At 66.3% G+C, this 25,777-nt stretch carries 19 protein-coding genes; 6 read left to right on the top strand and 13 right to left on the bottom strand.

Annotated elements, in window-relative coordinates; translation table 11 throughout:
* Window positions 1-75 precede the first annotated feature (75 nt).
* Window positions 76-405 carry a hypothetical protein gene (locus V3B64_RS03605; protein WP_006376346.1) on the bottom strand — a complete coding sequence of 110 codons (330 nt, stop codon included), beginning with the start codon at window positions 403-405 and terminating at the stop codon, window positions 76-78.
* A 572-nt stretch (window positions 406-977) separates the two neighbouring features.
* Here V3B64_RS03605 and V3B64_RS03600 point away from each other — a divergent pair.
* The 4 genes from V3B64_RS03600 (at window position 978) to V3B64_RS03585 (ending at window position 4,135) form a co-directional block, all read left to right on the top strand.
* Window positions 978-1,484, top strand: coding sequence for a hypothetical protein (locus V3B64_RS03600; protein ID WP_223224724.1), 507 nt, complete (start codon window positions 978-980; stop codon window positions 1,482-1,484).
* Between the two features lie 12 nt (window positions 1,485-1,496).
* Window positions 1,497-2,918: an XVIPCD domain-containing protein gene (locus V3B64_RS03595; protein WP_329913628.1), complete on the top strand. Its 1,422-nt coding sequence runs from the start codon at window positions 1,497-1,499 to the stop codon at window positions 2,916-2,918.
* 70 nt (window positions 2,919-2,988) lie between these two features.
* Window positions 2,989-3,765: a HipA family kinase gene (locus tag V3B64_RS03590; protein WP_164161267.1), complete on the top strand. Its 777-nt coding sequence runs from the start codon at window positions 2,989-2,991 to the stop codon at window positions 3,763-3,765.
* Window positions 3,743-4,135, top strand: coding sequence for a DUF3037 domain-containing protein (locus V3B64_RS03585; protein ID WP_049400180.1), 393 nt, complete (start codon window positions 3,743-3,745; stop codon window positions 4,133-4,135). Before V3B64_RS03590 ends, V3B64_RS03585 begins: the two co-directional genes overlap by 23 nt.
* A gap of 12 nt (window positions 4,136-4,147) precedes the next feature.
* Here the strand turns inward: V3B64_RS03585 and V3B64_RS03580 are convergent, their stop codons facing one another.
* The 3 genes from V3B64_RS03580 to V3B64_RS03570 form a co-directional block, all read right to left on the bottom strand.
* Window positions 4,148-4,372: a hypothetical protein gene (locus tag V3B64_RS03580; RefSeq protein ID WP_147427896.1), complete on the bottom strand. Its 225-nt coding sequence runs from the start codon at window positions 4,370-4,372 to the stop codon at window positions 4,148-4,150.
* A gap of 62 nt (window positions 4,373-4,434) precedes the next feature.
* Window positions 4,435-5,865, bottom strand: coding sequence for a serine hydrolase domain-containing protein (locus V3B64_RS03575; RefSeq protein ID WP_329913627.1), 1,431 nt, complete (start codon window positions 5,863-5,865; stop codon window positions 4,435-4,437).
* A gap of 219 nt (window positions 5,866-6,084) precedes the next feature.
* The gene (locus V3B64_RS03570) at window positions 6,085-6,990 is read right to left on the bottom strand and encodes a LysR family transcriptional regulator (RefSeq protein WP_049422087.1); all 906 of its coding nucleotides are present in this window, start codon (window positions 6,988-6,990) and stop codon (window positions 6,085-6,087) included.
* 119 nt (window positions 6,991-7,109) lie between these two features.
* Here V3B64_RS03570 and V3B64_RS03565 point away from each other — a divergent pair, with 119 nt between their 5' ends.
* Window positions 7,110-8,099 carry a zinc-dependent alcohol dehydrogenase family protein gene (locus V3B64_RS03565; protein ID WP_329913626.1) on the top strand — a complete coding sequence of 330 codons (990 nt, stop codon included), beginning with the start codon at window positions 7,110-7,112 and terminating at the stop codon, window positions 8,097-8,099.
* Between the two features lie 43 nt (window positions 8,100-8,142).
* Here V3B64_RS03565 and V3B64_RS03560 read toward each other — a convergent pair whose 3' ends face one another.
* The 7 genes from V3B64_RS03560 to ligA form a co-directional block, all read right to left on the bottom strand.
* The gene (locus V3B64_RS03560) at window positions 8,143-10,671 is read right to left on the bottom strand and encodes a membrane-bound PQQ-dependent dehydrogenase, glucose/quinate/shikimate family (protein WP_329913625.1); all 2,529 of its coding nucleotides are present in this window, start codon (window positions 10,669-10,671) and stop codon (window positions 8,143-8,145) included.
* A 131-nt stretch (window positions 10,672-10,802) separates the two neighbouring features.
* Window positions 10,803-13,517 carry a DNA gyrase subunit A gene (gyrA, locus tag V3B64_RS03555; protein ID WP_049400193.1) on the bottom strand — a complete coding sequence of 905 codons (2,715 nt, stop codon included), beginning with the start codon at window positions 13,515-13,517 and terminating at the stop codon, window positions 10,803-10,805.
* Window positions 13,518-13,736: 219 nt separating this feature from the next.
* Entirely contained in the window at window positions 13,737-14,801 is a 1,065-nt protein-coding gene (mtnA, locus tag V3B64_RS03550; RefSeq protein ID WP_049400195.1) for an S-methyl-5-thioribose-1-phosphate isomerase, read from the bottom strand.
* A gap of 47 nt (window positions 14,802-14,848) precedes the next feature.
* Window positions 14,849-15,577 (bottom strand): DUF3011 domain-containing protein, encoded by a 729-nt coding sequence (locus tag V3B64_RS03545; RefSeq protein WP_032127686.1) that lies wholly within the window; start codon window positions 15,575-15,577, stop codon window positions 14,849-14,851.
* A gap of 142 nt (window positions 15,578-15,719) precedes the next feature.
* On the bottom strand, window positions 15,720-16,676 hold the full coding sequence (gene epmA, locus V3B64_RS03540) for an EF-P lysine aminoacylase EpmA (RefSeq protein WP_032127685.1): 957 nt from the start codon (window positions 16,674-16,676) through the stop codon (window positions 15,720-15,722).
* On the bottom strand, window positions 16,673-17,158 hold the full coding sequence (locus V3B64_RS03535; RefSeq protein ID WP_032127684.1) for a GNAT family N-acetyltransferase: 486 nt from the start codon (window positions 17,156-17,158) through the stop codon (window positions 16,673-16,675). The genes epmA and V3B64_RS03535 overlap by 4 nt, the downstream gene beginning before the upstream one ends.
* A 49-nt stretch (window positions 17,159-17,207) precedes the next feature.
* Entirely contained in the window at window positions 17,208-19,679 is a 2,472-nt protein-coding gene (gene ligA / locus V3B64_RS03530; RefSeq protein ID WP_180837543.1) for an NAD-dependent DNA ligase LigA, read from the bottom strand.
* 311 nt (window positions 19,680-19,990) lie between these two features.
* Here ligA and V3B64_RS03525 point away from each other — a divergent pair, with 311 nt between their 5' ends.
* Window positions 19,991-21,115: a pyridoxal phosphate-dependent aminotransferase gene (locus V3B64_RS03525; protein WP_329913624.1), complete on the top strand. Its 1,125-nt coding sequence runs from the start codon at window positions 19,991-19,993 to the stop codon at window positions 21,113-21,115.
* Between the two features lie 118 nt (window positions 21,116-21,233).
* On the opposite strand, the gene zipA is transcribed toward V3B64_RS03525, so the two are convergent.
* Together zipA and smc are read right to left on the bottom strand one after the other, a co-directional pair.
* Window positions 21,234-21,971 (bottom strand): cell division protein ZipA, encoded by a 738-nt coding sequence (zipA, locus tag V3B64_RS03520; RefSeq protein WP_006376490.1) that lies wholly within the window; start codon window positions 21,969-21,971, stop codon window positions 21,234-21,236.
* A gap of 46 nt (window positions 21,972-22,017) precedes the next feature.
* Window positions 22,018-25,521, bottom strand: a complete 3,504-nt coding sequence (smc, locus tag V3B64_RS03515) for a chromosome segregation protein SMC (RefSeq protein ID WP_329913623.1) — start codon at window positions 25,519-25,521, stop codon at window positions 22,018-22,020.
* Window positions 25,522-25,777: the final 256 nt, after the last annotated feature.

Genomic DNA, 25,777 nt, shown 5'->3' with positions numbered 1-25,777 from the left:
AGTGGCCGGATGGGGCAAAGTGCAGCTCCGGGAGGTGCCGGGGAGCTGCCGGCACCTGCCAGACTTGGCCTGGCACTACTGCTGGGCGTGCAGGTCCCAGGCGGTGAGATAGTCCGGGTCGACCACGATCATGCCGCTGTTGCTCATCCGGTACTCTCCCGGCTGGGCCGGCAGGTACTGGTCAAGCATCGGCGGCAGGTAACGCTCGTGGCCATCATTCTCGTCGGCCAGCACCACGCCTTCATCGGCACTGATGCGCAGCACCGTTCCCGCGTACTGCTCCAGTCCCTGCACCTGGCCGTCGCCGCCGTAGCGGGTCACCCCGACCAGCACCAGTTTTCCGATCATTTCCTCGACCTTGGCATCGTCCAGGGCCGGCAGCATTCGTTCGTATTGGTCGCTCATCGGTGCACCTCCAAAGCCTGCAGGATCATCATGGACAAGCCAGCCTCCGCGCTGCGAAGGCCATCGGGCAACGCAGAGGACAATCTGGCGGGCGTATGTCTGTATTGCAGGGCCGGCAAGAGCATGCCGGGACCGCATCGGGTGAACAGTGGCAGATGCTGTGGGTGGCGGCCATCCGTGCCGGCAAGGTGGCCGTATCAGACCAGGGTCAACACCACGCGTTGCATTGCATGCAGGGTAAAGCGTGACAGCTGCGCAGTTGTTGCATGACGGCCTCCTGTTGAAGGTCACACGCGAAGTTGATGCTCCATGGACCCGATGCTGACATCGCGCGCGGAATGGTCAAGTGAAGAATGCGCACCCGTTCACCTTTTGTAACGCATTCGGGTGCCTCGATTACGCTTAACCTCTGCTTCATCCGGCTGGCCCTAGGGTCAGCCTTCAATCTGCAAGGAACGCACATGCCCCGGTACGCATTCATACGACCGTGGACGCTCGCACTTTCAGCGGCCGCGCTCTGCGCCTGCGCACATGCCGCCGACCGCACGCCGACTTCTCAAGGAACCGACACCATGGCCCCCGCCGTATCCGAGACCACTTCGCCCTCCCCGCTCAATGCCGAGCAGTTGCTGCTGCGCCTGCTGGACCTGATCAAGGTCACGACCTCCACCCGCGAGCTCACCGCTGAGCGCCTGTCCGCAGCGATGCAGGCGCCGGCGCAGGTCTTCGGCCCCGGCCACTTCGGCTATGGCGGCACGCTGACACCGGAATGGGGCTATGGACTGGAAGTGCAGCGGGCCGGCACTGCCGACGCGCGGCTGGACCTGAACTTCATGGACACCAGCAGCGATCGCAAGGCCTCGGCTGCGGCAATCTGCCAGGTCGACTTCAACCACTTCGCTTCCGCACTGGATGCCGCCGGCTTCAAGCGCGAGACGGTGCGCGGCGAACACGGCCGGGTGATCTACGACCGCTTCGATCGACCGCAGCTGAGCATCAAGGTCGACACCATGCCCGAGAACCCTCACGCCCTCGGCGACGCCACGCATGCCTGCGTGCGTCTTGTCACCGTGCAGTAAGGGGAGCCATCAATGACGATCCTTTCCGCAGAAACGGAACGCCTGCTGGGCGAGTTCGCCGGCAAGATCGACGTCACCAGCGACCAGGTCGACAACCTGCGCAACGTCATCGCGGGCTCGCCCGTGCTGGCAAAGCAGGTGGACGCCGCCATCGCGGCAGGCTATCTGGAACGCTTCGAACTGTTGCCCGCCACAAGCAACGCGGGCGGCACCTACGAGACCGGCACGAAATCCATCAAGCTGCCCGCCAACAGCTTGTCGACCCCGGCGGCCCCGGACCGGTTCGACGCGGCCGAGGTTGCCTTTGTGCTCGGTCACGAGATCCAGCACGGCTTCAACGATGCTGATGTCGAGCGCGCCTACGTGCAGTTCGAAGCCGACGTGGAGCAGGTCGCGGGCCGTACAACGAGCCATGATTACACCGAGGCCATCGGCACCCTGCTCGCGGCCAACCGCCGCGATGAGGCTTCTTCGAACATCGCAGGCTGGAATGCGCTGGTCAGCCAGGTACGTGCCAACAACCCGGACGCCACCCTGCGCGACCTGTATGAAGCCAGCACCCGCTCGACAGATGTCATCCAGTCGCGGCCCGGCCCGCCGATCACCTATGCCCCGCACCCGGAGCTGACCCTCAATGCGGACCTGACCATCTCCCCCACCGCAGCCAACATCGAGGGAATGGCCAGGCACTATTACGATCAGGGCGTCAGCACCGGCCTGGGCCATCATGGGAATTCGGACTACCAGAATTTCTACGGCGCCCTGGCGATCGGACTGGCCAGCGAATTCGAGGCCGCGAATCCAGCGCCCGATGGCGTCAGCCGGATGGAAGTGAACATGAAGAAGCTGGGCCTGGACGAGCGCCTGCTGGAGCAGAACGGGCTCAACCTCGGCGAGGGCTCGCCCCCGCGCCAGCCCTACTTCGATACCAGTACCTCGCCGTCGACGCTGCGTTACTTCGACCACACTGAGGGCACGCATACGCATGTGCCGATCACCGCACAGCATGCGACGGAGGGCGATGGCGTACCGACGCCGCTTGCGGAAGGCCGTGACCGTTCGCTGCACGAGCAGATCCGCGGCAAGGTAGCTGAGCTGGATGCTGCCAACGGACGCAGTTTCGATGCGTCCAGCGAGCGCCTGAGTGCCAGCCTGCTGGTGCTGGCCCGCGAAAACGGACTGGACCGGGTCGACCATGTGGTGCTCAGCCGCCAGACCGAGGGTGCGGGCGCGGCACAGAACATCTTTGTGGTGAAGGGGCCGCTGGATGATCCGGCCTCGCTGCGCGCCTCATCACCCACTGCCGAGGCCGCCCAGCGCCCTGTGCAGGACAGCCTGGATACGCTTGCCGTGGTCAACCAGCGGCAGGCCGATCAGGCCACGCAGGAACAGGTCCGCGTGCAGGAGCAGCAGCGCGGCGCGCTGACGCACTGACGGGGAACGACATGGAGCCGCCGGGACGCGCCCGGCGCTCCCTTGGCGGCACCCACGCTAGAATGCGCGCATGCGCACCGTACATGCCCTCCGCTACATCACCCCCTTGCGAGAAGGTGGCTCCCTGCCGGCCGTGGTCGAGACCGACGACGACGGCATGGCCGTGCTGAAGTTCCGTGGCGCCGGCCAGGGCCCGAAGGCGCTGATCGCCGAGCTGATCGCCGGCGAGATGGCGCGCACGCTGTGCCTGCCGATTCCGGAGATCCTGTTCGTCGAGCTGGACCGCGAGTTCGCCCGCACCGAGCCCGACCCGGAGATCCAGGAGCTGATCCGCGCCAGCGAGGGCCTGAACCTGGGCCTGGACTACCTGCCCGGCGCGATCAACTACGACCCGGCAGCGATGCCGGTGGATGCCGACCTGGCCTCGCGCATCGTCTGGTTCGATGCGTTCACCAGCAATGTCGATCGCACCACGCGCAATCCCAACCTGATGGTGTGGCATCGAAAGCTGTACCTGATCGACCACGGTGCGGCCATGTACTTCCATCACGACTGGGCCAACGCCGGCGATGCCTGCGAAAAGCCGTTCGTGCTGATCCGCGACCACGTACTGCTGTCGTTCGCCAACCGCATCGCCGAGGTGGACGCCGAGCTGGCCGCGCGCCTGACCGATGCCGAGATCGAGCGCATCGTCGGCCTGGTGCCGGACAGCTGGCTGGTGAATGAGCCCGCGTTCGACAGCCCGCAGGCCTATCGCCAGGGCTACATCAGCTATCTCAAGCACCGCCTGAAAGTGCGTGCGGTGTTCGTGCAGGAGGCCATCCGTGCCCACGCTGCACACGTATGACTACGCCGTCATCCGCGTGGTACCGCGGGTGGAGCGCGAGGAATTCATCAACGTCGGGGTGATCGTCTCCTGTCCCGGTGCGCGTCATCTGGAAGCGGCCATCGAGATCGATCCGGCACGCCTGCACGCCTTCGCGCCAGCGCTGGACCAGGAGGCGCTGCAGCCATGGCTGGATGCGATCGTGGCGATCTGCCGCGGCGATGCCAGCGCCGGGCCGATCGCGCAGCTGCCGGCGCGCGCGCGCTTCCATTTCCTCACCGCCAAGCGCAGCTCGGTCGTGCAGATGTCGAGCACGCATGTGGGCCGCACGGCAGACCCGGCGGGTGTGGTGGAACACTTGATGACGAAGATGGTGCGGGTGCCGCGCTGACGCGCCCGTCTCTCACTTCCTGGCGCGCGCCCTGTGCCAGGCAATGAGCGCACAGGCTGCTGCAGCGGCAATCAACACCCACCCGGCTGCCGCTTGTCCATGCAGGTAGCCTTGTGCATACGCAGCACTGGCATCTTCGCTGGCCATGGCCGGAACACCCTTGAGTATCACGTGCACTCCACGCAGCAGCAGCACCATGCTGGCGACCAGACACACCACGGGAAGGAGTCGGCTCATGGCCCGATTCTGGTCCGCCACCTGCCCCAGCGTCAACATCGCTGTGGCATAGTCGCTCGGGACTACAGCGGCACTCTTCGCGCGATGTAGTTGACCACATTGCCGATCGCATCCGGATCGACATTGGCCAGCCCAACGATCACATAGCCCTGCGCGGGTAGCACCACGATGGCACTGTTCGATCCGGGCGCACCGCCTTCGTGGCCGTACTGATGCTCCCTGCCCTCGCCCTGCACCACGAAGCCGAACCCGTACCAGCCCTTGTGGTTCTGCGCCGTGGTGGCCTGCTGCAGCAATGCAGGTGAGACCAGCTTTCCGCTGCGCAGCGCCTCGGCGAACTTCACCATGTCGCTCACCGTGCTGTAGCCACCACCGGCTGACATGCCGCGCCAGGGCAGCGACTTCGTTTCACGGACCCATTGCCCATCCTGCTTCGTATAGGCGACGGCACGCTGTGGCACCGTCACTGTTTCCGGTTCGAAGCCGGTGCCGGTCATGCCTGCAGGGCGCAGGATGTGTTGCTCCACATAGGCATAGTACGACTGCCCGGAGACGGCCTCGATGATCCGCCCAAGCACGATGAAGCCATAGTTCGAGTAGCTGTCCTGGCTGCCGGGCGTGAACTGCGGTGCATCCTTGGCAAAGCGCTGCACATAGTCATCCAGCGTCTTCAGCGACGCGGAATACTGCTCGAAATCGTCGCCGAAGAAATCACCCAGGCCACTGGTATGGGTCAGCAGCTGGCGAACCGTCACGCTGTTGGCAACGGCCTTGTTCGGATAGTCCGGCAGGTGCTTGCCGATCGTGTCATCGAGACTGAGTTTGCCCTCCTGCACCCGCTGCAGTATGGCCACTGCGGTGAACATCTTGTTGGAGGACGCAAGGCGGAACTGCGTATCCACGCCCACTGGAATGCCAGCGGTGCGATCGGCATTGCCACCGCGCCAGTCCAGCAGCACCTTGCCGTTCCGTGCCACCTGCAACGCACCCGACAGCGCGTCCTGGGCCCGCAGCGCCTCCAGCCTTGCTGTGGCATCGGCCATCAGGGCAGGCAAAGCAACCCTCTCCGGCTTGAACTTGTCCGGCGTTTCAGTGCCTTCGATCTGGAACTGCTTCACATGCGCCGGGCTGGCCGGATCCATGACGACCGTCACCCACATCGCGCGCTCGTTCAGCTGGCCCATCACCAGCACCTTCGCGTGACCGGGCGCGCTCTGGCGTGTTTCCAGCACACGCAGCGGGCCGGTGCTCTCGCGGAACTCGAGATAGTCCTTGGGGCTGCTGCCTTCCTTCTTCGCGTAGGTATCAGCGAACGCCTGCAGTTGCTCGAGGCTGCCAGCGTTGAAGGCCACCAGCCAGTCATCGATGGCGTCCTGCGCACGTGGATGTGCACGCTCGGAAGATGTAGCACCGATTGCTGGAAAAACCGGGGTAACCAGTAGAACCGAACAGGCCAGTGCATTGCAGAGAAACAGGCGTCCAACAACCCTCATGGCAGTTCCTTTGCGGGGATTCCTGGCCGCATCCTAGACCAAGGATGCGGCCGCCGCATCGACACCAGGGACTCTGCCGCAACATCTCAACAGTGACGCTGAATGCTTCGATGCGACGCCATCCACTCCGCGTGCGTGGTGGAATGCGCACAGCCCCGGATGCAACGTGAATGCGAGATCCTTCGCAGTTGATGGAAACCCTGCTACCCGATGGCCCCGCTATCGCCTTGCCATCGTCTGTTCGCTGAATCTCGCCACGCAGAAGTCCAGGAAGCTGCGCAGCTTGGGCGTCAGCTGGCGATCGCGCGGATACACCAGGTTGATCCAGGTCGACACCGGTACGTAGTCCGGCAGCACTTCCACCAGCTCACCACGCGCCAATGCTCCGGCCAGCATTTCGTGCGGTTGCAGGATCAGCCCCAGCCCTCCGATGGCGGCGGTCAGCAGCGGCTCGGCCTGGTTGACCATGAAGCGGCTGGACACCGGCACGGTCAGCACGCCGCCATCGGTATCGCGAAAGCTCCAGCGGGTGCGGATGATCGAATGCGCGAAGCCCAGGCACTCGTGGCGGCTCAGGTCATTGGGATGGGCAATGGCCGGTCGCGAAGCCAGATAGTCCGGCGAGGCACACAGGACCAGCGGATACGGCCCCAACCGCCGCGCCACCAGCCCACTGTCGGCCAGATCGCCAGTGCGGAACACCAGGTCGTAGCCGTCTTCAACGATGTCCACCAGACTGTTGGACAGGTTCAAATCGACCTGCACGTCCGGGTACTGCTGCATGTAGGCCACCACCGCAGGGCCCAGCGCGTGCACGCCGAAGGTGACCGGCGCACTGATGCGCAGGCGCCCCATCGGCCGCCCGCGCGCCACTTCGGCCAGCTGCTCGGCCCCCTCCACTTCCTCCAGGATCACCCGCGCCCGCGCCAGGTAGGCCTGGCCGAAGTCGGTCAGGCTCTGCTTGCGCGTGGTGCGGTTGAGCAGGCGCACACCCAGATGCTGCTCCAGCGCCTGGATGTGCTTGCCGACCAGCTGCGGCGACAGGTCCAGTGCCTCGGCAGCGGCGGCGAAGGAGCCGACCTCGGCCACCTTGGCGAAGGTCCGCAGGGGAACGATCAGGTCCATTGCAAACAATTGTTTTTCAATGAAACACCAGATTACCCCTTATTCTGGATACAGACTACGCGCACAGTAGCGCTCACCCTTTCGCCGGCGCCCTCGCCGGCCCTTCCTCGGAGCCCCCCATGAGCCAGGTTGTCCGCATCCACGAATATGGCACTGCCAATGTACTGCGCATCGACGATATCGACGTTCCCGCCCCCGCCCCTGACGAAGTCCAGATCCGGGTGAAGGCGATCGGCCTGAACCGCGCCGAGGTGATGTTCCGTAACGGCGCCTACCTGCAGGAAGCGCAGTTCCCCAGCCGCCTGGGCTACGAAGCGGCCGGCGTGGTTGAAGCCGTCGGCAGTGCAGTGAGCGGATTCACTGCGGGCGATGCGGTCAGCGTGGTGCCGCCGCTGGATATCGCGCGCTGGGGCACCTACGGCGAACTGGCCAACGTGCCGGCACGACTGGTAGTCAAGCATCCGCAGGCACTGGACTTTGAAACGGCCGCCGCGGTGTGGATGCAGTACGTCACCGCCTGGGGGGCGCTGTTGGAGCAGGCGCACTTGTCCGCCGGGGATTTCGTCATCATCACCGCCGCCAGCAGCAGCGTCGGCCTGGCCGCCATCCAGATCGCCAATGCAGTCGGCGCCACGCCGATCGCTGTGACCCGTGGCCCGGGCAAGCGCCAGGCCCTGCTCGACGCCGGTGCCGCCCATGTCATCGCCACCCAGGAACAGGATCTGGTGGCCGAAGTGGCGCGCATCACCGGCGGCGCTGGTGCCCGCGTGGTGTTCGATCCGATCGGTGGCCCGCAGTTCGTGCCGCTGACCGAAGCCATGGCGCGTGGCGGCATCCTGCTGGAATACGGCGCGCTGAGCAGTGAACCCACCCCGTTCCCGTTGTTCAACGTGCTGGGCAAGTCGCTGACGTTGAAAGGCTACCTGTACTCGGAGATCGTTTCCGACGATGCCGTGCTGGCACGTGCCAAGGCCTTCATCGTGGATGGCCTGGACAAGGGCACGCTGGCGCCGAAGATCGCAAAGCTATTCCCGTTCGCGCAGATCCAGGACGCACACCGTTACCTGGAATCGAACGAGCAGATCGGCAAGGTGGTGGTGACGGTGTGATCCAGCGTCATGTAATGGGGGTGGATCACCGCCCCCGTTGCGGTTACCTGGGCAACGCAAACGCCATCACGTAATCGCCGTTCGGGGTTTCCATGAAATGGTGGCCGCCGGCCATGATCACCACGTACTGGCGCCCGCCCTGCTCGTACACCATCGGATTGGCTTGGCCTCCCGCGGGCAGCTTGGCATGCCACAACTCCTTGCCGGTCCTCAGGTCGATGGCGCGCAGCAGGTCATCGGTGGCGGCGGCGATGAAGATCAGGCCGCTGGCGGTCACCACCGAACCGCCATTGTTCGGTGTGCCGATCTCGATCGGCAGGCCGGAGCGGATGCCGAAGGGTCCGTTGCCGCGCGCACTGCCGAATGGACGGTCCCACAGCAGTTTGCCGGTGCGCAGGTCGATGGCACGGATGCCGCCATAGGGCGGCTGCTTGCACAGCAGACCGGTGAACGGCAGGCGCCAACCGGCATTGACCTGGATGGCATAGGGCGTGCCCACCTGCGGGTCACCCGCGCCTTCTGCTCCGCCCTTGTCGAACCGGATCTTTTCGCGCGGCAGCCAGCCCAGCCTGTCGGCCTCCGCGCGTGGCACCAGCCGGTTGTAGTTCGGCATGTCGTTGTAGTTGGCCACGATCACACCGCGGCGCGTATCGATGGACACACTGCCCCAGTCCGAGCCGCCGTTGTAGCCGGGGTACTCGATGGAATGGCGCTCGCTGCTCGGCGGCGTGTAGAACCCTTCGTAGTAGGCCTTGCGGAACTGGATGCGGCAGACCAGCTGGTCGATCGGGGTGATGCCCCACATGTCACGTTCGGTCAGCTCATGCTCGCGACGCAGCGTGTGGTACAGCGAGAACAGTTGCGTGGGCGAGCGCTGCTCGGGTTCAACACCACCGATGGGCACCTTGCGCTCTTCGGCCGCGGTCAGAAGCTGGCCGTTGCGGCGGTCGAGGATGTAGATGTCGCCCTGTTTGGTCGGCAGCAGGATCGCCGGCACTTTGCCGGCCGCCGTCGGGTAGTCGATCAGGCTGGCCTGCGAACCGAGGTCGTAGTCCCACACATCCTTGCGCACCGCCTGGAAATGCCAGACCGGCTTGCCGGTGGCCACGTCGATCGCCACCAGTGACGTCGCATAGCGGTTCTGGTTTTCCGTGCGTGAGCCGCTCCAGTAGTCACCCGCGGAATTGCCCAGCGGCAGGTAGACCAGGCCCAGCGCCTCATCACCGGTGGCGGTGGTCCACATGTTGGGCGTGCCGCGCGTATAGGTCTGCTCGCGCGGCGGCAGACCGCTGCGCTCGGGCTGGTCCATGTCCCACGCCCAGCGCAGCTTGCCGGTGATGGCATCGTAGGCCTGGATCACGCCCGACGGCGCATCGCGGCGCTGCCCGTCCAGCACCTGGTGACCGGTCACGATCACCCCGCGCACGATCGCCGGTGGCGAGGTGATCGACACGTAACCCGGTGGCACCTCACCCATGCCCAGGGTGATGTCGACCTGGCCGTTGTTGCCGAAGTTGGCGCAGGGGCGGCCGCTGTCGGCGTCCACCGCGATGATGCGGCCGTCCAGCGTGCCTTCGATGATGCGTGCCCAGCACGCCGGGCGATTGCCCGGTGCAGCACTGCGGGTGACGCTGGGCGGCGGCTCCGGCAGCGCCAGATCAGCGGCGACATCGGCCAATGCCGCATCGGCAATGGTCGGCGTGCGGGGCTGCTCGTAGTAGCTCACCCCGCGGCAGGCGGCGGTGTACGGAATCGAGGTGTCCTTCACTTTGGGATCGAACCGCCACAGTTCCTTGCCGCTGGCGGCATCGAGTGCGATCAGGCGGTTGCGCGCGGTGCACAGGTAAAGGCGATCGCCGATCTTCAGCGGCGTGGTTTCCGCGCCCCAGCGCTTCTTGGGCATATCGCCGGTACGGAACTGCCAGGCTGGCTGCAACGAGGCCACATTGGCCGGGGTGATCTGCTGCAGCGGCGAATAGCGGGTGGCGGCATTGCTGCGGCCCCACGCCGGCCAGTCGCCCTCGGCGGGCTGGTCAGCCGGCTGCAGGCCCGTGGTATCACGCGTAGGTTCCAGTCCGGCGCTGACCGCGCCTTCCGGGAACGGCTGATGCCCATCCACTTCACCATGCGGCGCAAAGGCCAGGCCGAAGGCGGCCACGAACACCAGCATCAGCACACCCGCCGCGCTGCGCGACAGGCGTTTGGAGACCGGCTCGTGCAGGGTGGGCGCCAGCAAGGCCAGCACGATGCCGAGTGCGGTCACCAGGCCCAGCCGGGGCACCCAGCGCCAGTAGTCGCTGCCTGACTCCCACCAGGTCCACAGCAGCGTGCCGATGAACACCAGCGCGTACAGCAATGCACCGCTGCGGCGGTTGCCGAACAACAGGATGCCGCTGGCCAGCAAGCCGAGCCCGGCGATGGCGTAGTACGCCGAGCCGCCAAGGCTGAGCAGCCACGCACCGAGCCCGCCGATGACCAGGCCGAGCACGACCAGCAGCAGCGACAGCACGGTGACAAGGGGGTGCCGGGAGGCGCGAACAGGGGCAGGAGCGGACTGCGGCGTGGCGGACATCGTCGATCTCCGGGGGCAGCATGCGCCGTTATCCCACCGCCTGCGTGAAGCGCGCGCGTATGTGCGGCATCCGGATACGACGACGCCGGCACAGGGCCGGCGTCGTCGGGTACCTCAGGCTCGCGGCAGGATCACTCCTGCGCGGCGTCCTCGCTGCTGGCAGCAGCCGGTGCGCCGTCGGTCGCGGCCGGGGCGGCGACGGCCACCTCGTCCTCGTCCTCGTCGATCGAGGCATCCATGCGCTCCACCGCCTGCAGCTTCTCGTCCTTGGACAGGCGGATCAGGGTCACGCCCTGGGTGTTGCGGCCGACGCGGCTGATTTCCGAGCCACGCGTACGCACCAGGGTGCCACCATCGGAGATCAGCAGCACTTCGTCGCTGGAGCCCATCAGCACCGCGGCGACCAGCTTGCCGTTGCGCTCGGTGGTCTGGATGCCGATCACGCCCTGCGTGCCACGGCCCTTGCGCGGGTAGTCCGGCAGCGGGGTGCGCTTGCCGTAGCCGTTCTCGGTGGCGGTGAGGATGTACTGCACGCTGGCGTCATCGGCGCCGTCGATCACCGCATCGCCATTGGCTGCGGTTTCCTCGACACCGTTGTCGTCCTCGTTCTCGTCCTCGCTGCCACCGGCACTCTCGGCCACGATCAGGCTGACCACTTCCTCGCCGGCCGGCATCTTGATGCCACGCACGCCGGTTGCGGTACGGCCCATCGAGCGGACCTTGTCTTCACCGAAGCGCACGGTCTTGCCGTTGGAGGCGAACAGCAGGATGTCGCGCTCGCCGTCGGTCAGGCCGACGCCGACCAGGGCATCGCCCTCGTCGAGGTTGATCGCGATCTTGCCGCGCGCCAGGCGGAAGGCGAACTCGCCCAGCGGGGTCTTCTTGACCGTACCGTTCTTGGTGGCGAAGAACACGAACTGGCCATCGGCGTATTCGCGCACCGGCAGCACGGCCTGCACGCGTTCGCCCGGCTCCAGCGGGATCCAGTTGATGATCGGACGGCCGCGGGCGTTGGAACCGGCTTCGGGCAGCTGGTAGACCGGCAGCCAGAACACCTTGCCCGAGCTGGTGAAGGTCAGCAGCGTATCGTGCGTGTTGACCAGCCACAGCTGTTCGATGAAATCCTCTTCCTTGGTCGCTGCCGCACTGCGGCCGCGGCCGCCACGGCGCTGTGCGCGGTACACGCTCACCGGCTGCCGCTTCACGTAACCGGCATGCGACACGGTGACCACCACGTCTTCCGGCGCGATCAGGTCGAGGATGTCGAGATCTTCTTCGCTGTGGCGGATTTCGGTACGACGCTCGTCGCCGAACTCGGCCTTGACGTTGACCAGCTCCTCGCGGATCACCTGCAGCAGGCGGTCGGGATCTTCCAGGATGTGGATCAGCCCGGCGATCACTTCCAGCAGCTGCTTGTACTCGTCGGTCAGGCGGTCCTGCTCCAGCCCGGTCAGGCGGTGCAGGCGCATTTCCAGGATCTGGGTGGCCTGGATCTCGGTCAGCTGGTAGCCGCCCTCGATCAGGCCCACGCCCTTGGGCAGGTCTTCCGGACGCGAGGCTTCGGCACCGGCGGCACCCAGCATCGCACCGACCAGGCCCGGCTCCCACACGCGCGCCAGCATGCGCTCGCGTGCTTCATTCGGGTTCGGCGAGGTCTTGATCAGCTCGATCATCTCGTCGATGTTGGCCAGCGCAACGGTCAGGCCTTCCAGCACGTGGGCACGGGCGCGCGCCTTGCGCAGCTCGAACACGGTGCGACGGGTGACCACTTCGCGACGGTGGCGGACGAACGCCTCCAGCATCTGCTTGAGGTTCATCAACTGCGGGCGGCCATCGACCAGCGCCACCATGTTGATGCCGAACACCGATTCCATCTGCGTCTGCTGGTACAGGTTGTTCAGCACAACCTCGGCAGATTCACCGCGCTTGATCTCGATGTAGATGCGCATGCCGTCCTTGTCGGACTCATCGCGCAGCTCGCTGATGCCTTCAATCTTCTTTTCCTTGACCAGCTCGGCGATCTTCTCGATCAAACGCGCCTTGTTCACCTGGTAAGGAATTTCGGTGACGATGATCGATTCCCGGCCGTTGTCGGCCACTTCGATATCGGCCTTGGCACGGATGCGCACACGGCCGCGGCCGGTGCGATAGCCGGCGACGATGCCGGCAGTGCCATTGATGATGCCGGCAGTCGGGAAATCCGGGCCCGGGATGTACTCCATCAGGCCGTCGACATCGATTTCCGGATTATCAATCAGCGCGATGCAGGCGTTGATCGATTCGCTCAGGTTGTGCGGCGGGATGTTGGTGGCCATGCCCACCGCGATACCGGCCGAACCGTTGACCAGCAGGTTCGGGAACCGGGTCGGCATGACCGTCGGCTCCAGTTCCTTCTCGTCGTAGTTGGGCTGGAAATCGACGGTTTCCTTGTCGATGTCCGCCATCAGCTCATGCGCGAGGCGCGACATGCGCGCTTCGGTGTATCGCATCGCCGCGGCGGAGTCGCCATCGATCGAGCCGAAGTTACCCTGGCCATCGACCAGCATGTAACGCAGCGAGAACGGCTGTGCCAGGCGCACCAGCGTGTCGTACACCGACTGATCGCCATGCGGGTGGTACTTACCGATGACGTCACCGACGATACGCGCCGACTTGAAGTAGGGCTTGTTGCTGTGCGCGTTGAGTTCGTTCATCGCGAACAGCACGCGGCGATGCACCGGCTTGAGGCCATCGCGCGCATCCGGGAGCGCGCGGCCCACGATCACGCTCATGGCGTAATCGAGGTAGCTCTTGCGCATCTCGTCTTCCAGGTTGACCTGGATGATTTCCTTGGCGTTTTCTGCCATTCGGGTTCCGTTGTCTGGTAGCGGTCCAGTCCGGCGCAGCCCTCTGCGGGAGGGGGTCGTGCCGGAACCTCGATTCAACCTGTGGATACTACCACAACAGGCCGTTCCCTGCCTCCATTTACGGGGATTTTACCGGCACAAATCAGGAACTTAGGGGGGCGCGCGGCCAGCGGCCGGCACTACCGGGGGCGGAGGTCACGCTGCCCCCTCCCCTGTGCCTCACCCGCCGAAGGCGGCGCGCATGTTCTCGATGGTCGGGTTCAGGATCACCCCGCGCTCGGTCACGATGGCATCGATCAGTTCACCCGGGGTGACGTCGAACACCGGGTTCCAGGCGGCGATGCCTTCGGCCACGGTGCGGGTACCGCCCACGCCGTACAGCTCGCCCGGGTCGCGCTGCTCGATCTCGATCTGGCTGCCATCCACGGTCTCCATGTCCACGGTCGAGGACGGCGCCACCACCATGAACTTGACCCCGTGGTGGCGAGCGGCGATGGCCAGCTGATAGGTGCCGATCTTGTTGGCGGTATCGCCGTTGGCGCAGATGCGGTCGGCGCCGACGATCACCCATTGCACCGCACCGGTCTTCATCAGGTGCGAGGCTGCCGAATCGGCGATCAGGGTGGCGTCGATGCCATCCTGCTGCAGTTCCCACACGGTCAGGCGTGCGCCCTGCAGCCACGGACGGGTCTCGCCGGCGAACACGCGGGCGATGCGGTGCTGGGCCATACCGGCACGGATCACGCCCAGTGCCGTGCCGAAGCCGGCGGTGGCCAGCGAGCCGGTGTTGCAGTGGGTCAGCACGCCGCTGCCGGCCTCGATCAGGCCCGCGCCCAGCGCGCCCATGTGGCGGTTGGCGGCCAGGTCCTCCTCGGCAATGGCCTGCGCTTCGGCTTCCAGCAGAGCCTTCCAGTCGGCGCCGGCGACGTTCAGGCAGCGACGCATGCGCGCCAGCGCCCAGGCCAGATTGACGGCGGTCGGGCGCGATGCGTTCAGGCGCTGCAGCGCCGGCTCCAACTGCTGAAGCGCATGCGCGCCATCAGCGGCCTGCACGTCCCGCGCCGCCAGCACCACACCCCAGGCTGCGGCAATGCCGATCGCCGGCGCGCCACGCACGGTCAGCGCGTGGATGGCGCTGGCAACTTCGTCACTGTCATGGCAGACCACGTGCTCGACCACGAACGGCAGCTTGCGCTGGTCCAGCAGTTGCAGGGCATCGCCGGTCCAGAGGATCGGGCGGATGTGGTCATAACGGGCGTAGTCGATGTCGGAGGCAGTGTTCATGGGCCCATTGTAGGGCCACGCCCCGCGTGGTTGGAGCCTGCCCGGGCTCAATTCACCGAGAATTCGGCGCGGCAGCCGCCGTCCACCCAGATCCCGTTGCGGTTCCAGCCCCAGGTGTTGCCTTCCTCGCACGGGGTGCTGGACAACTGCTCGGTAACGACCGCGCCGACCGAAATGCTCGCCCCACAGAAGCGGCGCTTCTTCGACTTCGACTCGCAGGTCAGGCGGCGTGGCACGTCGACAAAACGGCCGTCCTCGTCAGCCACTTCGAAATCGCCCTGGCAACCACGGCTGGTCCAGACTTCATTGCGCTTGTAGCCCCAGCCCTGCCCTTCGCGGCACGGCAGCACCGACAGCTGGCGCAGCAGGCGCACCGGCGCCCCGTCCAGGCGCACCGGGCAACTCTGCGGGCGGCCATTGGATTCGCAGCGCACCACACGGCGGACCAGGCGCTTGCCTTCCGTTGCCGCAGGCGCTGCACCTTCCGCACGACGCGCACGGAACTCGGCGCGGCAGCCAAGGGTGACCCACACGCCACTGCGGTCGGTGCCCCACTCGCTGCCACGGATGCAACTGTTGCTGGACAACTGGCGCACAAGGTCGATGCCATTGCTGACGTCGATATCGCAATGCACCCAGCCCATGTCGCGCGATTCGCAGGTCACCACTTCGCCGTCATAGCCCGCCTGCTGGGCCGACGCCGATGACGGCAGCCAGGCACCCCAGAGCGCGATGGAGTACACCGGTGCAGCGACAACCGCAAACCACTTGACCAAAGCCTTCCCCAGCAGGAATGGATGAACTGCGTGCCAGTGTCCGGCATCTGCTGTGATAAGAGCATCATCCTGCTTACCGAAGCAAGCGCGGAAACGCGGAATTCCGTTCAGTCTTCGATGTTCAGGAACGTGCGCACCGCGCTCACGCGTGGGCGAAGTCGTAGGCCAGCACATCGGCGATACGCGGCGTGCGGTTCATCGCCATCAACAACCGATCGACACCCACCGCCACGCCAGCGCAGGCAGGCATCGATGGCAACGCCGACAGCAGCGCCTCATCCACGGACGGTTGCACCTGGCCCCGCTCATGGCGGCGCTGCAGGTCACGCTGGAATCGCGCACGCTGTTCGTGCGCGTCGTTCAGTTCGTGATAGCCGTTGGCCAGTTCCACGGCCCCCAGATAAAGCTCGAAACGCTCGGCCAGCGGCGGCGTGCCGGCTCGAATGCGCGCCAGTGCGGCCTGGCTGGCAGGCCAATCGTGGACCACGGTCATCACCGCGTCATCGAAATGCGGCTGGATATGATGGGTCATCAGCAGATCCAGCCAGTCATCGCGGGTCAGCCCGACCGGGTCGATATGTACCTCGCCCAGCGCGGCACGCAGCGCGGCCTCGTCGGCATCGAACGGATCCACACCCACGTACTGCTGGAACAGCTCGCGGTAACTGAGCACACGCAGCGTCGCACTGCGCCCGACCAGGGCCAGCGCCTGGCCGACCAGCTCGGCGGTTTCCTGCACCAGGCGATGGTGGTCCCAACCGACCCGGTACCACTCCAGCATGGTGAATTCCGGATTGTGGCGGCCGCCCGCCTCGCCGTTGCGGAACACCCGGCCCAGTTCGTAACAGTCACCCACGCCCGCCGCCAGCAGGCGCTTGAGCGGATACTCCGGCGAGGTACGCAGCCAGCGGCGGCGGCCACCGGCATCGACATGGCCGGTGAAATCGGTATGGAAGCTGTCGATGTTCGGCTCGGTGTTGCCGGCCACCGACAGGATCGGCGTCTCCACCTCCAGCACATCGCGATCGGCGAAGAAGCGGCGCACCAGCGCGTTGAGCGCGGCACGCTGCTGCAGCGCGCGCAGCAGGGCCTCGCTCACAGGATGCCCTCCGGGCGCGGATGATCCAGCGGCAGGGTCAGCAGATCGCGGGTGTCATCGATGTAGCCACTGGCCAGGTACAGGCGCCGGGCCAGTTCGTTGTGGTGGTTCACTTCCAGCCGCAGGCGGCTGACGCCACGCCCGCGAGCGCGCTGTTCGCAGATGGCCAGCGCCTGCTTGCCGCGGCCGCGGCCGCGCGCGCGGTGGCTCAGGTACAGCTCGTCCAGCAGCATGAAGTGGCCGCCCTGCTCCAGGCTGAAACCCATCGCGATCACTGCGTAGCCCACCACCTCGGCGGCCTCGTCCAGCCACAGCAGCACCTCGCCATTGCGCGGATCGGCCAGCAGCGCGTCCACGCCGCGACGCACGCGCGCGTCGTCGAAGTCGATCTTGTCTTCGGCATAGAACTCGCGCATCAACGCGATCAACAGTTCTTCGTCGGCACGGGTGGCCAGGCGGAAATCCAGCGGAGCGGTCTGCATCGGTGTTCCTTTGTGTTTCATGCCGGGCGCCAGGCACCCGGCGGGGTCATCATTCGTGTTCGGCGAGGTAGGCCAGCAGGCGGTCTTCGTCCCATACCGGCACGCCCAGCGACTGCGCCTTGTCCAGCTTGGAGCCGGCCTCGGTACCGGCCACCACGAAGCTGGTCTTCTTCGACACGCTGCCGGAGACCTTGGCACCCAGCGCTTCCAGGCGTTCCTTGGCGGCATCGCGGGTGAGCTGGGCCAGGGTGCCGGTCAGCACCACGGTCTGCCCATCCAGCGGGCCGGCCACGATCTCGGCCAGCGCCGGCGCCTTGGCCAAGATCTGCTGCATCGCCTTCTCGGCCGCCAGCAACATCGCGCCATGGCCATCTGCATCGAGCCACGCAGCCAGGCCGCGTGCAGTGTCATCGGGCAGGCCGGCGTTGACGAACTGGCCATGCTCGGCGTCGAGCACTGCTTGCGCGCCGGAAAGCGCAGCGACCAGTTTTTCGGCGCGCAGGCGGGTGATGCCAGGGATCTCCGATTCGACCAGCAGCTGCGCCAGATCCAGCCCTTCGCGCAGCTTGGCACTGGGCGCATGCACATCGCTGATGCGCACCTGACCGACCTGCAGCAGGTCATCGATGGCCTGCTGGTTGCCCTGCTGCTCGAAGAAATGACCCAGCGAACGCGCCACTTCGCCGCCGATGTCCGGCACACGCTTGAACAGCGGCCACGGCAGGTGGCGGATCAGCTCCAGGTCACCGAACCACTGCGCCAGCGCCTTGGCCGTGCTCTCACCCACGTGCTCGATGCCAAGCGCGAACAGCAGGCGCTCCAGCGTGGCCGCGCGGCTGGCGTCGATTGCCGCGATCAGGTTGTCGGCCCACTTGGTGGCGATCTTCTTCGTGTTCCATTCGAAGCTGGCCGGCTGTGCCAGCGCCTGTGCGCGCCAGCCCGGATCGTTGCCATCCAGCTTGAGCACCGCATTGAGCACCGCACCACTGCCTTCGGCGGGCAGGTGCAGCTTCAGCGCAGCCGCCAGTGCGGAAGGGTCCTCGGCATCCAGCACCAGCTTCAGATGCAGCAGCTGGTCACGGTTGAGCCGGTACAGATCGGCCACGCTTCTGACGATGCCGGCGTCGACCAGGGTTTCGATGTACTTGTCACCCAGGCCATCGATATCCATCGCGCGACGCGAGGCGAAATGGGCGATAGCTTCCTTGCGCTGCGCCGGGCAGGACAGTTCGCCCGAGCAGCGCCATGCGGCAGCACCTTCCTCGCGCACGATTTCCGAGCCGCACACCGGGCAGCGCGTCGGCATCTGCCACGGCGTGGTGCCCGGCGGGCGGCGATCAAGGATGACGCTGACCACTTCCGGAATCACATCACCGGCGCGGCGCACGATCACGCTGTCACCCACGCGCACATCCAGGCGTGCGATCTGGTCGGCGTTGTGCAACGTGGCGTTGGACACGATCACGCCCGCCACCGCCACCGGCGCCAGCCGCGCGACCGGTGTGGCTGCACCGGTGCGGCCGATCTGGATCTCGATCGCCTCTACCGTAGTGCTCTGTTCCTGTGCCGGGAACTTGTGCGCGATGGCCCAGCGCGGCGCACGCGAAACGAAGCCCATGGCCTGCTGGCCGGCGCGGTCATCCAGCTTGTAGACCACGCCATCGATATCGAACGGCAGGCCATCGCGGCGCTCACCGATATCGCGGTAGTAGCCGAGCAGGCCGTCGGTGCCTTCCACGACCTTGCACAGCTCACTGACCGGGAAGCCCCAGGCACCGAGCTGGGCCAGTGTGCCCGAATGGGTGTCCGGCAGCTCGCCGCCCTGCACTTCGCCGGTGCCGTAGGCGAAGAAACTCAGCCGGCGCTGCGCACTGATCTTCGGGTCGAGCTGGCGCAGCGAACCGGCGGCGGCGTTGCGCGGGTTGGCCAGCACCTTGCCGCCCTGCAGGCGCGCACGTTCGTTGTAGGACTCGAAGTCGGCGCGGGCCATGTAGACCTCGCCACGCACCTCCAGCACATCCGGCCAGTCCTTGCCGTGCAGCCGCTTGGGAATATCACCGATCTCGCGCAGGTTGGCCGTCACGTCCTCGCCGGTACTGCCATCGCCACGGGTCGCGCCGAGTACGAAATGACCGTCCTCGTAGCGCAGGCTGATCGCCAGGCCGTCCATCTTCGGCTCGGCCGAGAACCGCAGGCTGCGACGGCCCAGGCGCTCGTCGATGCGGCGTACGAAATCCGCCACTTCCTCGTCGCTGAAGGCATTGGACAGCGACAGCATCGGCACCGCGTGGCGCACTTCCGGGAAGCGGCCGGAGGGGCGCGCACCGACCTGCTGGGTCGGGCTGTCGGCACGGGCCAGCTCCGGATGCTCGCGCTCCAGCGCTTCCAGCTCGCGCACCATCCGGTCGTAGTCGACGTCGGGGATCTCCGGCGCGTCCAGCTCATGGTAGGCGCGGTTGGCCTGGGCGATCTGCCGGCGAAGGTCTTCGGCGCGTTCGGCGGGGCTGGGGCTCATCGGGATCCGGTGGTTCTGGGATGGCCGGGGATTCTACCGCGCCCGGCTGTCAGCCCCTGTAACGCCGCCGCCTTTGTAGCGTCGAGCTTGCTCGACTGGTGCTCCCTCGCTCTGGCACGTGCCAACCACTCCCCCATCCTGGTACGTGCCAACCACTCCCCAGCTCTGGTACGTGCCAACCACCCTCCCGCTCTGGTAGGTGCCAACCTTGGTTGGCACATTTACAGTCGAACATGGTTCGACTCCGCAGAAGAGCAGCTTGCCGCCCACGCCCACCGGCGCTAGCGTGCGACGGTCTTCCCTTCGGAATCCCGCCCGTGACCCTGCCCGCTTCCCGTCGACGCTTCCTGCAACTGGCTGGTGCTGGCCTCGCCGTCACCGGCACCGGGCTGCCGCAGCTCGGCCATGCCCAACCCGCGACAGCCGCCGCCCCAGCCCCTGCCAAAGGCGCCGTACTACTGAACTTCAACGAATGCCCGTACGGCCCCTCGCCCGCCGCCCAGCAGGCGGCGCGCGACAGCACCGCCAGCTGCGGCCGCTACCGCTTCGAACTGGCGGGCCAGGTGCGCGATGCCTTTATTGAACAGGCACGCATTCCGGCTGATCACGTGCGGCTGTATCCAGGTTCCAGCGAGCCGCTGAACCGCGCCGCCGTGCTATGGACCGGCCCGCAGGCGGGGCTGGTGGTGGCCGACCCGACCTTCGAGACGCTCGGCGAGGTCGCCGCCGCACACGGTGCACACGTGCAGAAAGTGCCGCTGCGCGAGGACGGTGCACACGACCTGCGTGCGATGGTCGCCGCCGCACACGCACGCCCGACCGGGCTGCTGTATGTGTGCAACCCCAACAACCCGACCGGCTCGATCAGCCCACCGGATGAGCTCGCCTGGCTTCTGGCCCACAAGCCCGGTTCCACCCGCGTGCTGTTGGACGAGGCGTATCTGCAGTACAGCGAACAGCCGAGCCTGATCGCGCAGGTGGCGCAGCGCGATGACCTGATCGTGTTGCGCACGTTCTCCAAGCTATATGGCATGGCCGGCCTGCGCCTGGGCGTGGCGACCGCACATCCCGACCGCCTGCGCGAGCTGGCCAGCCTGGGCGACAACCCGCTGCCGGTGCCGGCGCTGGCGGCGGCACTGGCCAGCCTGCGCGATCCGCAGTTGATTCCACAGCGCCGCCTGCAGAATGCCAAGGTGCGCCAGGCCACCATCGCATGGCTGGGCAAGCGTGGTTTCAGCTGCGTGCCGTCGGAAGCGAACTGCTTCGTGGTCGACGTGCAACGCGATGGCAGCGCGTTCGCCAAAGCGATGGCGGACAACGGCGTGGTGATCGGACGCAGCTGGCCAATCTGGCCACAGCGCGTGCGCGTGACCGTCGGCACCGAAGAGGAAATGGCGGCGTTCTGCCGCGCGTTCGCGAAGGTGGCCGGCGTGCCGGCCTGAACCTGTTGGTGGGGGCGAACCTTGGTTCGCCCCATCCACGCATGGCGTGGATCTACTGTTGTGGGTGCCGACCGTTGGTCGGGGTGGGTGCCGACCGTTGGTCGGCACGCCATGGCGCTTACCAGCGCGGGGTCTTGGTCAGCGGCGGGGCCTGGTGCTGGCGGTCGTAGGCGCGCAGCTCGTCACGGATGTGTGCGATGCGCTGGCGGCCCAGGGCATTGCGGCTGTCATCCAGCACCACGCCATCCAGCAGTTCAGCCATGCGCTGCACGGTCGGCAGCATCTTCTCCCAGGCGTCCAGCGCGGTCAGCGGCGCCGGCAGGGTCAGGAAGAAGGCGATGGCCGGGGTTTCCATGGCGCGGATGTTGGCCATGTCGAAGCTGCCCGGCTTCATGATGCTGGCCATCGAGAAGATCGGGCCGCGCTCGGGGTGGCCTTCCACCAGACGGTGGAACACGTTCATGTGGCCGAACACCAGGCCGGTCTTCTCGGCCGCCACCACGATGTCTTCGCCACGCAGCTGTTCACCGGCCCGGGCAGCCACGAACAAGGAGACGATCTTGTCGAAATCCTGGGTGGCGCGCTTGCCGAGATCACTGGCGCCCGGGTCGGTTTCGCCCAGACCAAGTTCGGCCTGCTCGCCTTCCGTGCCCATGCCCGGTTCGACGCGGCCATCGGCCACGGCGACGCCGTCTTCGCCCAGTACCGGTTCGCGGCGCTCGCCGCTGGTCGGTTCCGCTCCTTCCACGCGGCGCCCCTGGGGCTTCTTTTTCGGACGGCCAAACAGGAAGATCGCGGCGATCAACAGCAGGCCGGCGGCCAGGATGCCGATGCGCAACAGTGCCGTGTCGGACATTCGATAGGTTCTCCGGCTAGTTCATTCAGGTAACTAGGATGGCACGTCAGGCCGCGCCCGCCAATCGCGCGGCTTCTTCCAGGTCCACGCTGACCAGGCGGCTGACGCCCGGCTCGCGCATGGTCACGCCCGACAGCTGGTGCGCGGCCTCCATCGTCGCTTTGTTGTGGCTGACGAACAGGAACTGCACCTTTTCGCTCATTTCCTTGACCATGTTGGCCAGGCGGCCGACGTTGGCTTCGTCCAGCGGCGCGTCCACCTCATCCAGCAGGCAGAACGGCGCGGGGTTGAGCTGGAAGATGGCGAACACCAGCGCCACCGCGGTCATCGCCTTCTCGCCGCCGGACAGCAGCGAGATGCTGGACACGCGCTTGCCCGGCGGACGCGCCATGATGGTCACACCGGTGTCGAGCAGGTCTTCACCGGTCAGTTCCAGGTAGGCGTGGCCGCCACCGAACAGGCGCGGGTACAGCGCCTGCACGCCAGCGTTGACACGATCGAAGGTGTCCTTGAAACGACCGCGGGTCTCGCGGTCGATCTTGCGGATCGCATCTTCCAGGGTTTCCAGCGCCGTGGTCAGGTCGGTGTGCTGCGAATCCAGATAATCCGAGCGTTGCGAAGCCTCGCCGTACTCGTGGATGGCGGCCAGGTTGACCGGCTCCAGCCGGCGCATGCGGCCATCGATCTGGTGCACGGCCTGCTCCCAGTCGCCCAGGCGGGCGTCCTCGGGCAATGCGTTGAGCACGTCCTGCAGTACGAACCCGGCCTTCTCCACCGCGCCCTGCAGGGTGTCCGCGCTGAGCACCAGCGCCTGCTGGTCCAGCTTGCGCTGCGAGATACGCTCGCGCTGGGCCAGCGCCTGTTCGTCGCGCTGGTGGCGGGTCTGTTCGCAATTACGCAGCTCGGCGTCGATGCCATCGAGCAGCGTGCGCGCCTCGGTCAGCACGCGATCGGCCCGCACGCGCTCTTCCAGTGCATTCTGGTGCTCGGCCTGCAGCGACTCGACCGGCGAATCACCTTCGTCCAACTGCGAATGCAGTTCGCCCAGTCGCGAATCCAACTGCCCGCGCTGGGTACCCATGCGTTCCAGCGCCTGGCTCAGTGAAGCCAGCTGCGCCCGCTGCGATTCCAGGGTCAGCGCCAACGAGTGCGAGCGCTCGCGCACTGCTCGCGCGGCGTCTCTGGCCAGGTCGCGGGCCTCGGTCAGCTGTCGGCGCTCGCCCTCCAGCCGCTGCCGGGTCGATTCCAGGTCGCCCATGCTGCTGACCGCGTTTTCCAACCGCGAGCGCGCTTCACGCGCCTGCTCGTTATTGGCTTCCAGCGTTTCCTGCAGCTGCTTCAGTTCGCCTTCGATGCGGTCGATGCGCGTGCGCGCCGCCTCCACCTTGCCCTGCTGCCCCTGCAATTGGCCAGCCAGTTCAGAGACCGCACGATGGGCCTGGTACAGCGCACGCTGTGCGTCTTCGCGCTGCTGCTCGGCGGCCTGCAGCTGCTCACGGAAACCACTCAGCTGTTCTTCCAGCTCGGCTTCGCGATCCTGCAGTTGCTCGATCTGCTCGCGCAGCTCGTTGATCTCACGTTCGCGCAGCAGCGCGCCCTGCTGGGCTGCACCGGAGCGCGATACGCGCAGCCAGCCCTGGCCCAGGCGCTCGCCGCTCTGGGTGATGATCGAATCGCCTTCCGGAAGAGTGCCCTGCAACACCTTCGCCTCGGACAAGTCCTTGGCTGCGTGCAGGTGTGCCAGCAGTCGACGGATCGCGGCCGGGCCACGCACGCGAGCCGCCAGCGAGGTCGGCGCGACCTTCAGGTCCGCGCCATCGTTGGCGACCAGTGCGATGTGGCCCTCGCCAAGTTCGCCGAGGGCATCAACCAGGCTGCCCGGGTCATCGACCAGCACGCCTTCGATCAACTGGCCAAGCGCGCTTTCCACCGCATTTTCCCAGCCGGCATCGACGTCCAGACGTTCGCCGACACGCGCCGCCGAATCCAGCCCGCGCGCCTTCAGCCACGCCACGGCAGCGCCCTGCTCCTGGCCCAGCGCAGCCTGCTGCAGGGTTTCCAGCGAAGCCAGGCGACCGCGCAGGCCGTTGGCCTGCTTGCGCAGTTCGGCCAGTTCGTTCTGGCCATTGCGCTGCTGTTCCTGCACCGTCGCCACGCCCTGCTTGCGCAGCTCGACGTCTTCGCTCAATTCATCCAGCGCGGTCTTCTGCGTGTCGTGCTGCAGGTGCAGCTGCTCGAAGGCTTCTTCCAGCGCGTCCACGTCCAGCCCGGCGCGCTCGGCGGCCAGGGCCTCGCGACGCCGGTCAGCGTCGAGGATCTGCTTGTCCAGGTAGTCCACGCGCGTGCGCTCGACATCGCCGGCGCGCGACGCCTCCGAACTCTGCGAGGTGTGCTGCTCCCAGCGCTGCTGCCAGCTGGCCAGCCGGTCCTCGGCCTCGCGCAGGCTTTCCTGCTTGATCTCGTTCTCTTCCTGCAGTTCTTCCAGCTGCGGGGTGGCGGCCTCCACCGCCTCGCGCAGCACCATCAGCTTGGCTTCGTCGCCGCTGATGTGCTGGCCCAGTTCGGCCAACGCCTGGCGGGTCTCGTCGCGCGCCTTGTGCAGGCGCTGCGACAGCTCGCGCTGGTGCTGGATCTGCTGCTCCAGGCGCGCCAGCGTGCTGCCGACCTGATAGACCGCAGCCTGCGCGGTGTTGAGCGCGTCGGCGGCCTCTTCGCGTCGAACGCGCGAGGTCTCGATGCGGGCCTCGGCATCACGCTGATCGGCGATCAGCTGCTGCAGCTTGGTCTCTTCCTGCGACAGCCCTTCGCGCAGCTTGGACAGGCGACCGTCCAACCCGCGGAATTCCAGGGCCTTCCACTCGGCATCCTTGACCCTGCGCTCTTCCTGCAGCGCCTGGTACTGCTCAGCCTGCTTGGCCTGGCGCTTGAGGTGTTCGAGCTGCTTGCTGATCTCGTCGCGCAGGTCGCCCAGCCGGTCCAGGTTCTCGCGGGTGTGGCGGATGCGGGTCTCGGTCTCCTTGCGGCGCTCCTTGTACTTGGAGATGCCGGCCGCCTCTTCCAGGTACACGCGCAGGTCTTCCGGGCGCGCCTCAATGATCTGGCTGATCATGCCCTGCTCGATGATCGAGTAGCTGCGCGGGCCCAGGCCGGTGCCGAGGAACAGATCGGTGATGTCGCGGCGACGGCACTTGGTGCCGTTGAGGTAATAGTTGCTGGTGCCGTCGCGGCTGACCGTGCGCTTGACCGAGATTTCGTTGAACGAGGCGTACTCGCCCGAGATTGTGTGGTCGGAGTTGTCGAAGATCAGCTCGACGGTGGCCTGCGAGACCGGCTTGCGGGCATTGGAACCGGAGAAGATCACGTCGGTCAGCGAGTCGCCGCGCAGGCGGCTGGCCGAGCTCTCGCCCATGACCCAGCGCACGGCGTCGATGATGTTCGACTTGCCGCAGCCATTGGGCCCCACCACGCCGGTCATGTTGGTCGGCAGGTGCAGGGTGGTCGGATCGACGAACGACTTGAAGCCGGACAGCTTGATCGTGGAAAGACGCATGGCGTGATTGGGTTCCAACAGGCGCCTTGGGGGCGTCCGTATTGTGGATGTCAGGTCAGCCAGCACCTCAAGCCATTGATTTCAAAAGAATTCAATGAAGCCAAGGGTGACACAATGGAATGAGTATAACGGCGCGAATGTTCCACGGGCGGGATGACCAGCCGAGAATGCCCATACACGTACTCCGTTTCACGCTTGAATGTCGCTTTGGGATCGGGCAGCCCCCTCCATAATTAACCAAATTATTGATTTTAAA

Origin of the sequence: Stenotrophomonas sp. SMYL86 (assembly GCF_036320025.1) — a bacterium.
Lineage (GTDB): Bacteria > Pseudomonadota > Gammaproteobacteria > Xanthomonadales > Xanthomonadaceae > Stenotrophomonas > Stenotrophomonas maltophilia_A.
Note: the sequence above shows the minus strand (reverse complement) of the source record. Positions and strands in the feature narration are given on the sequence as shown.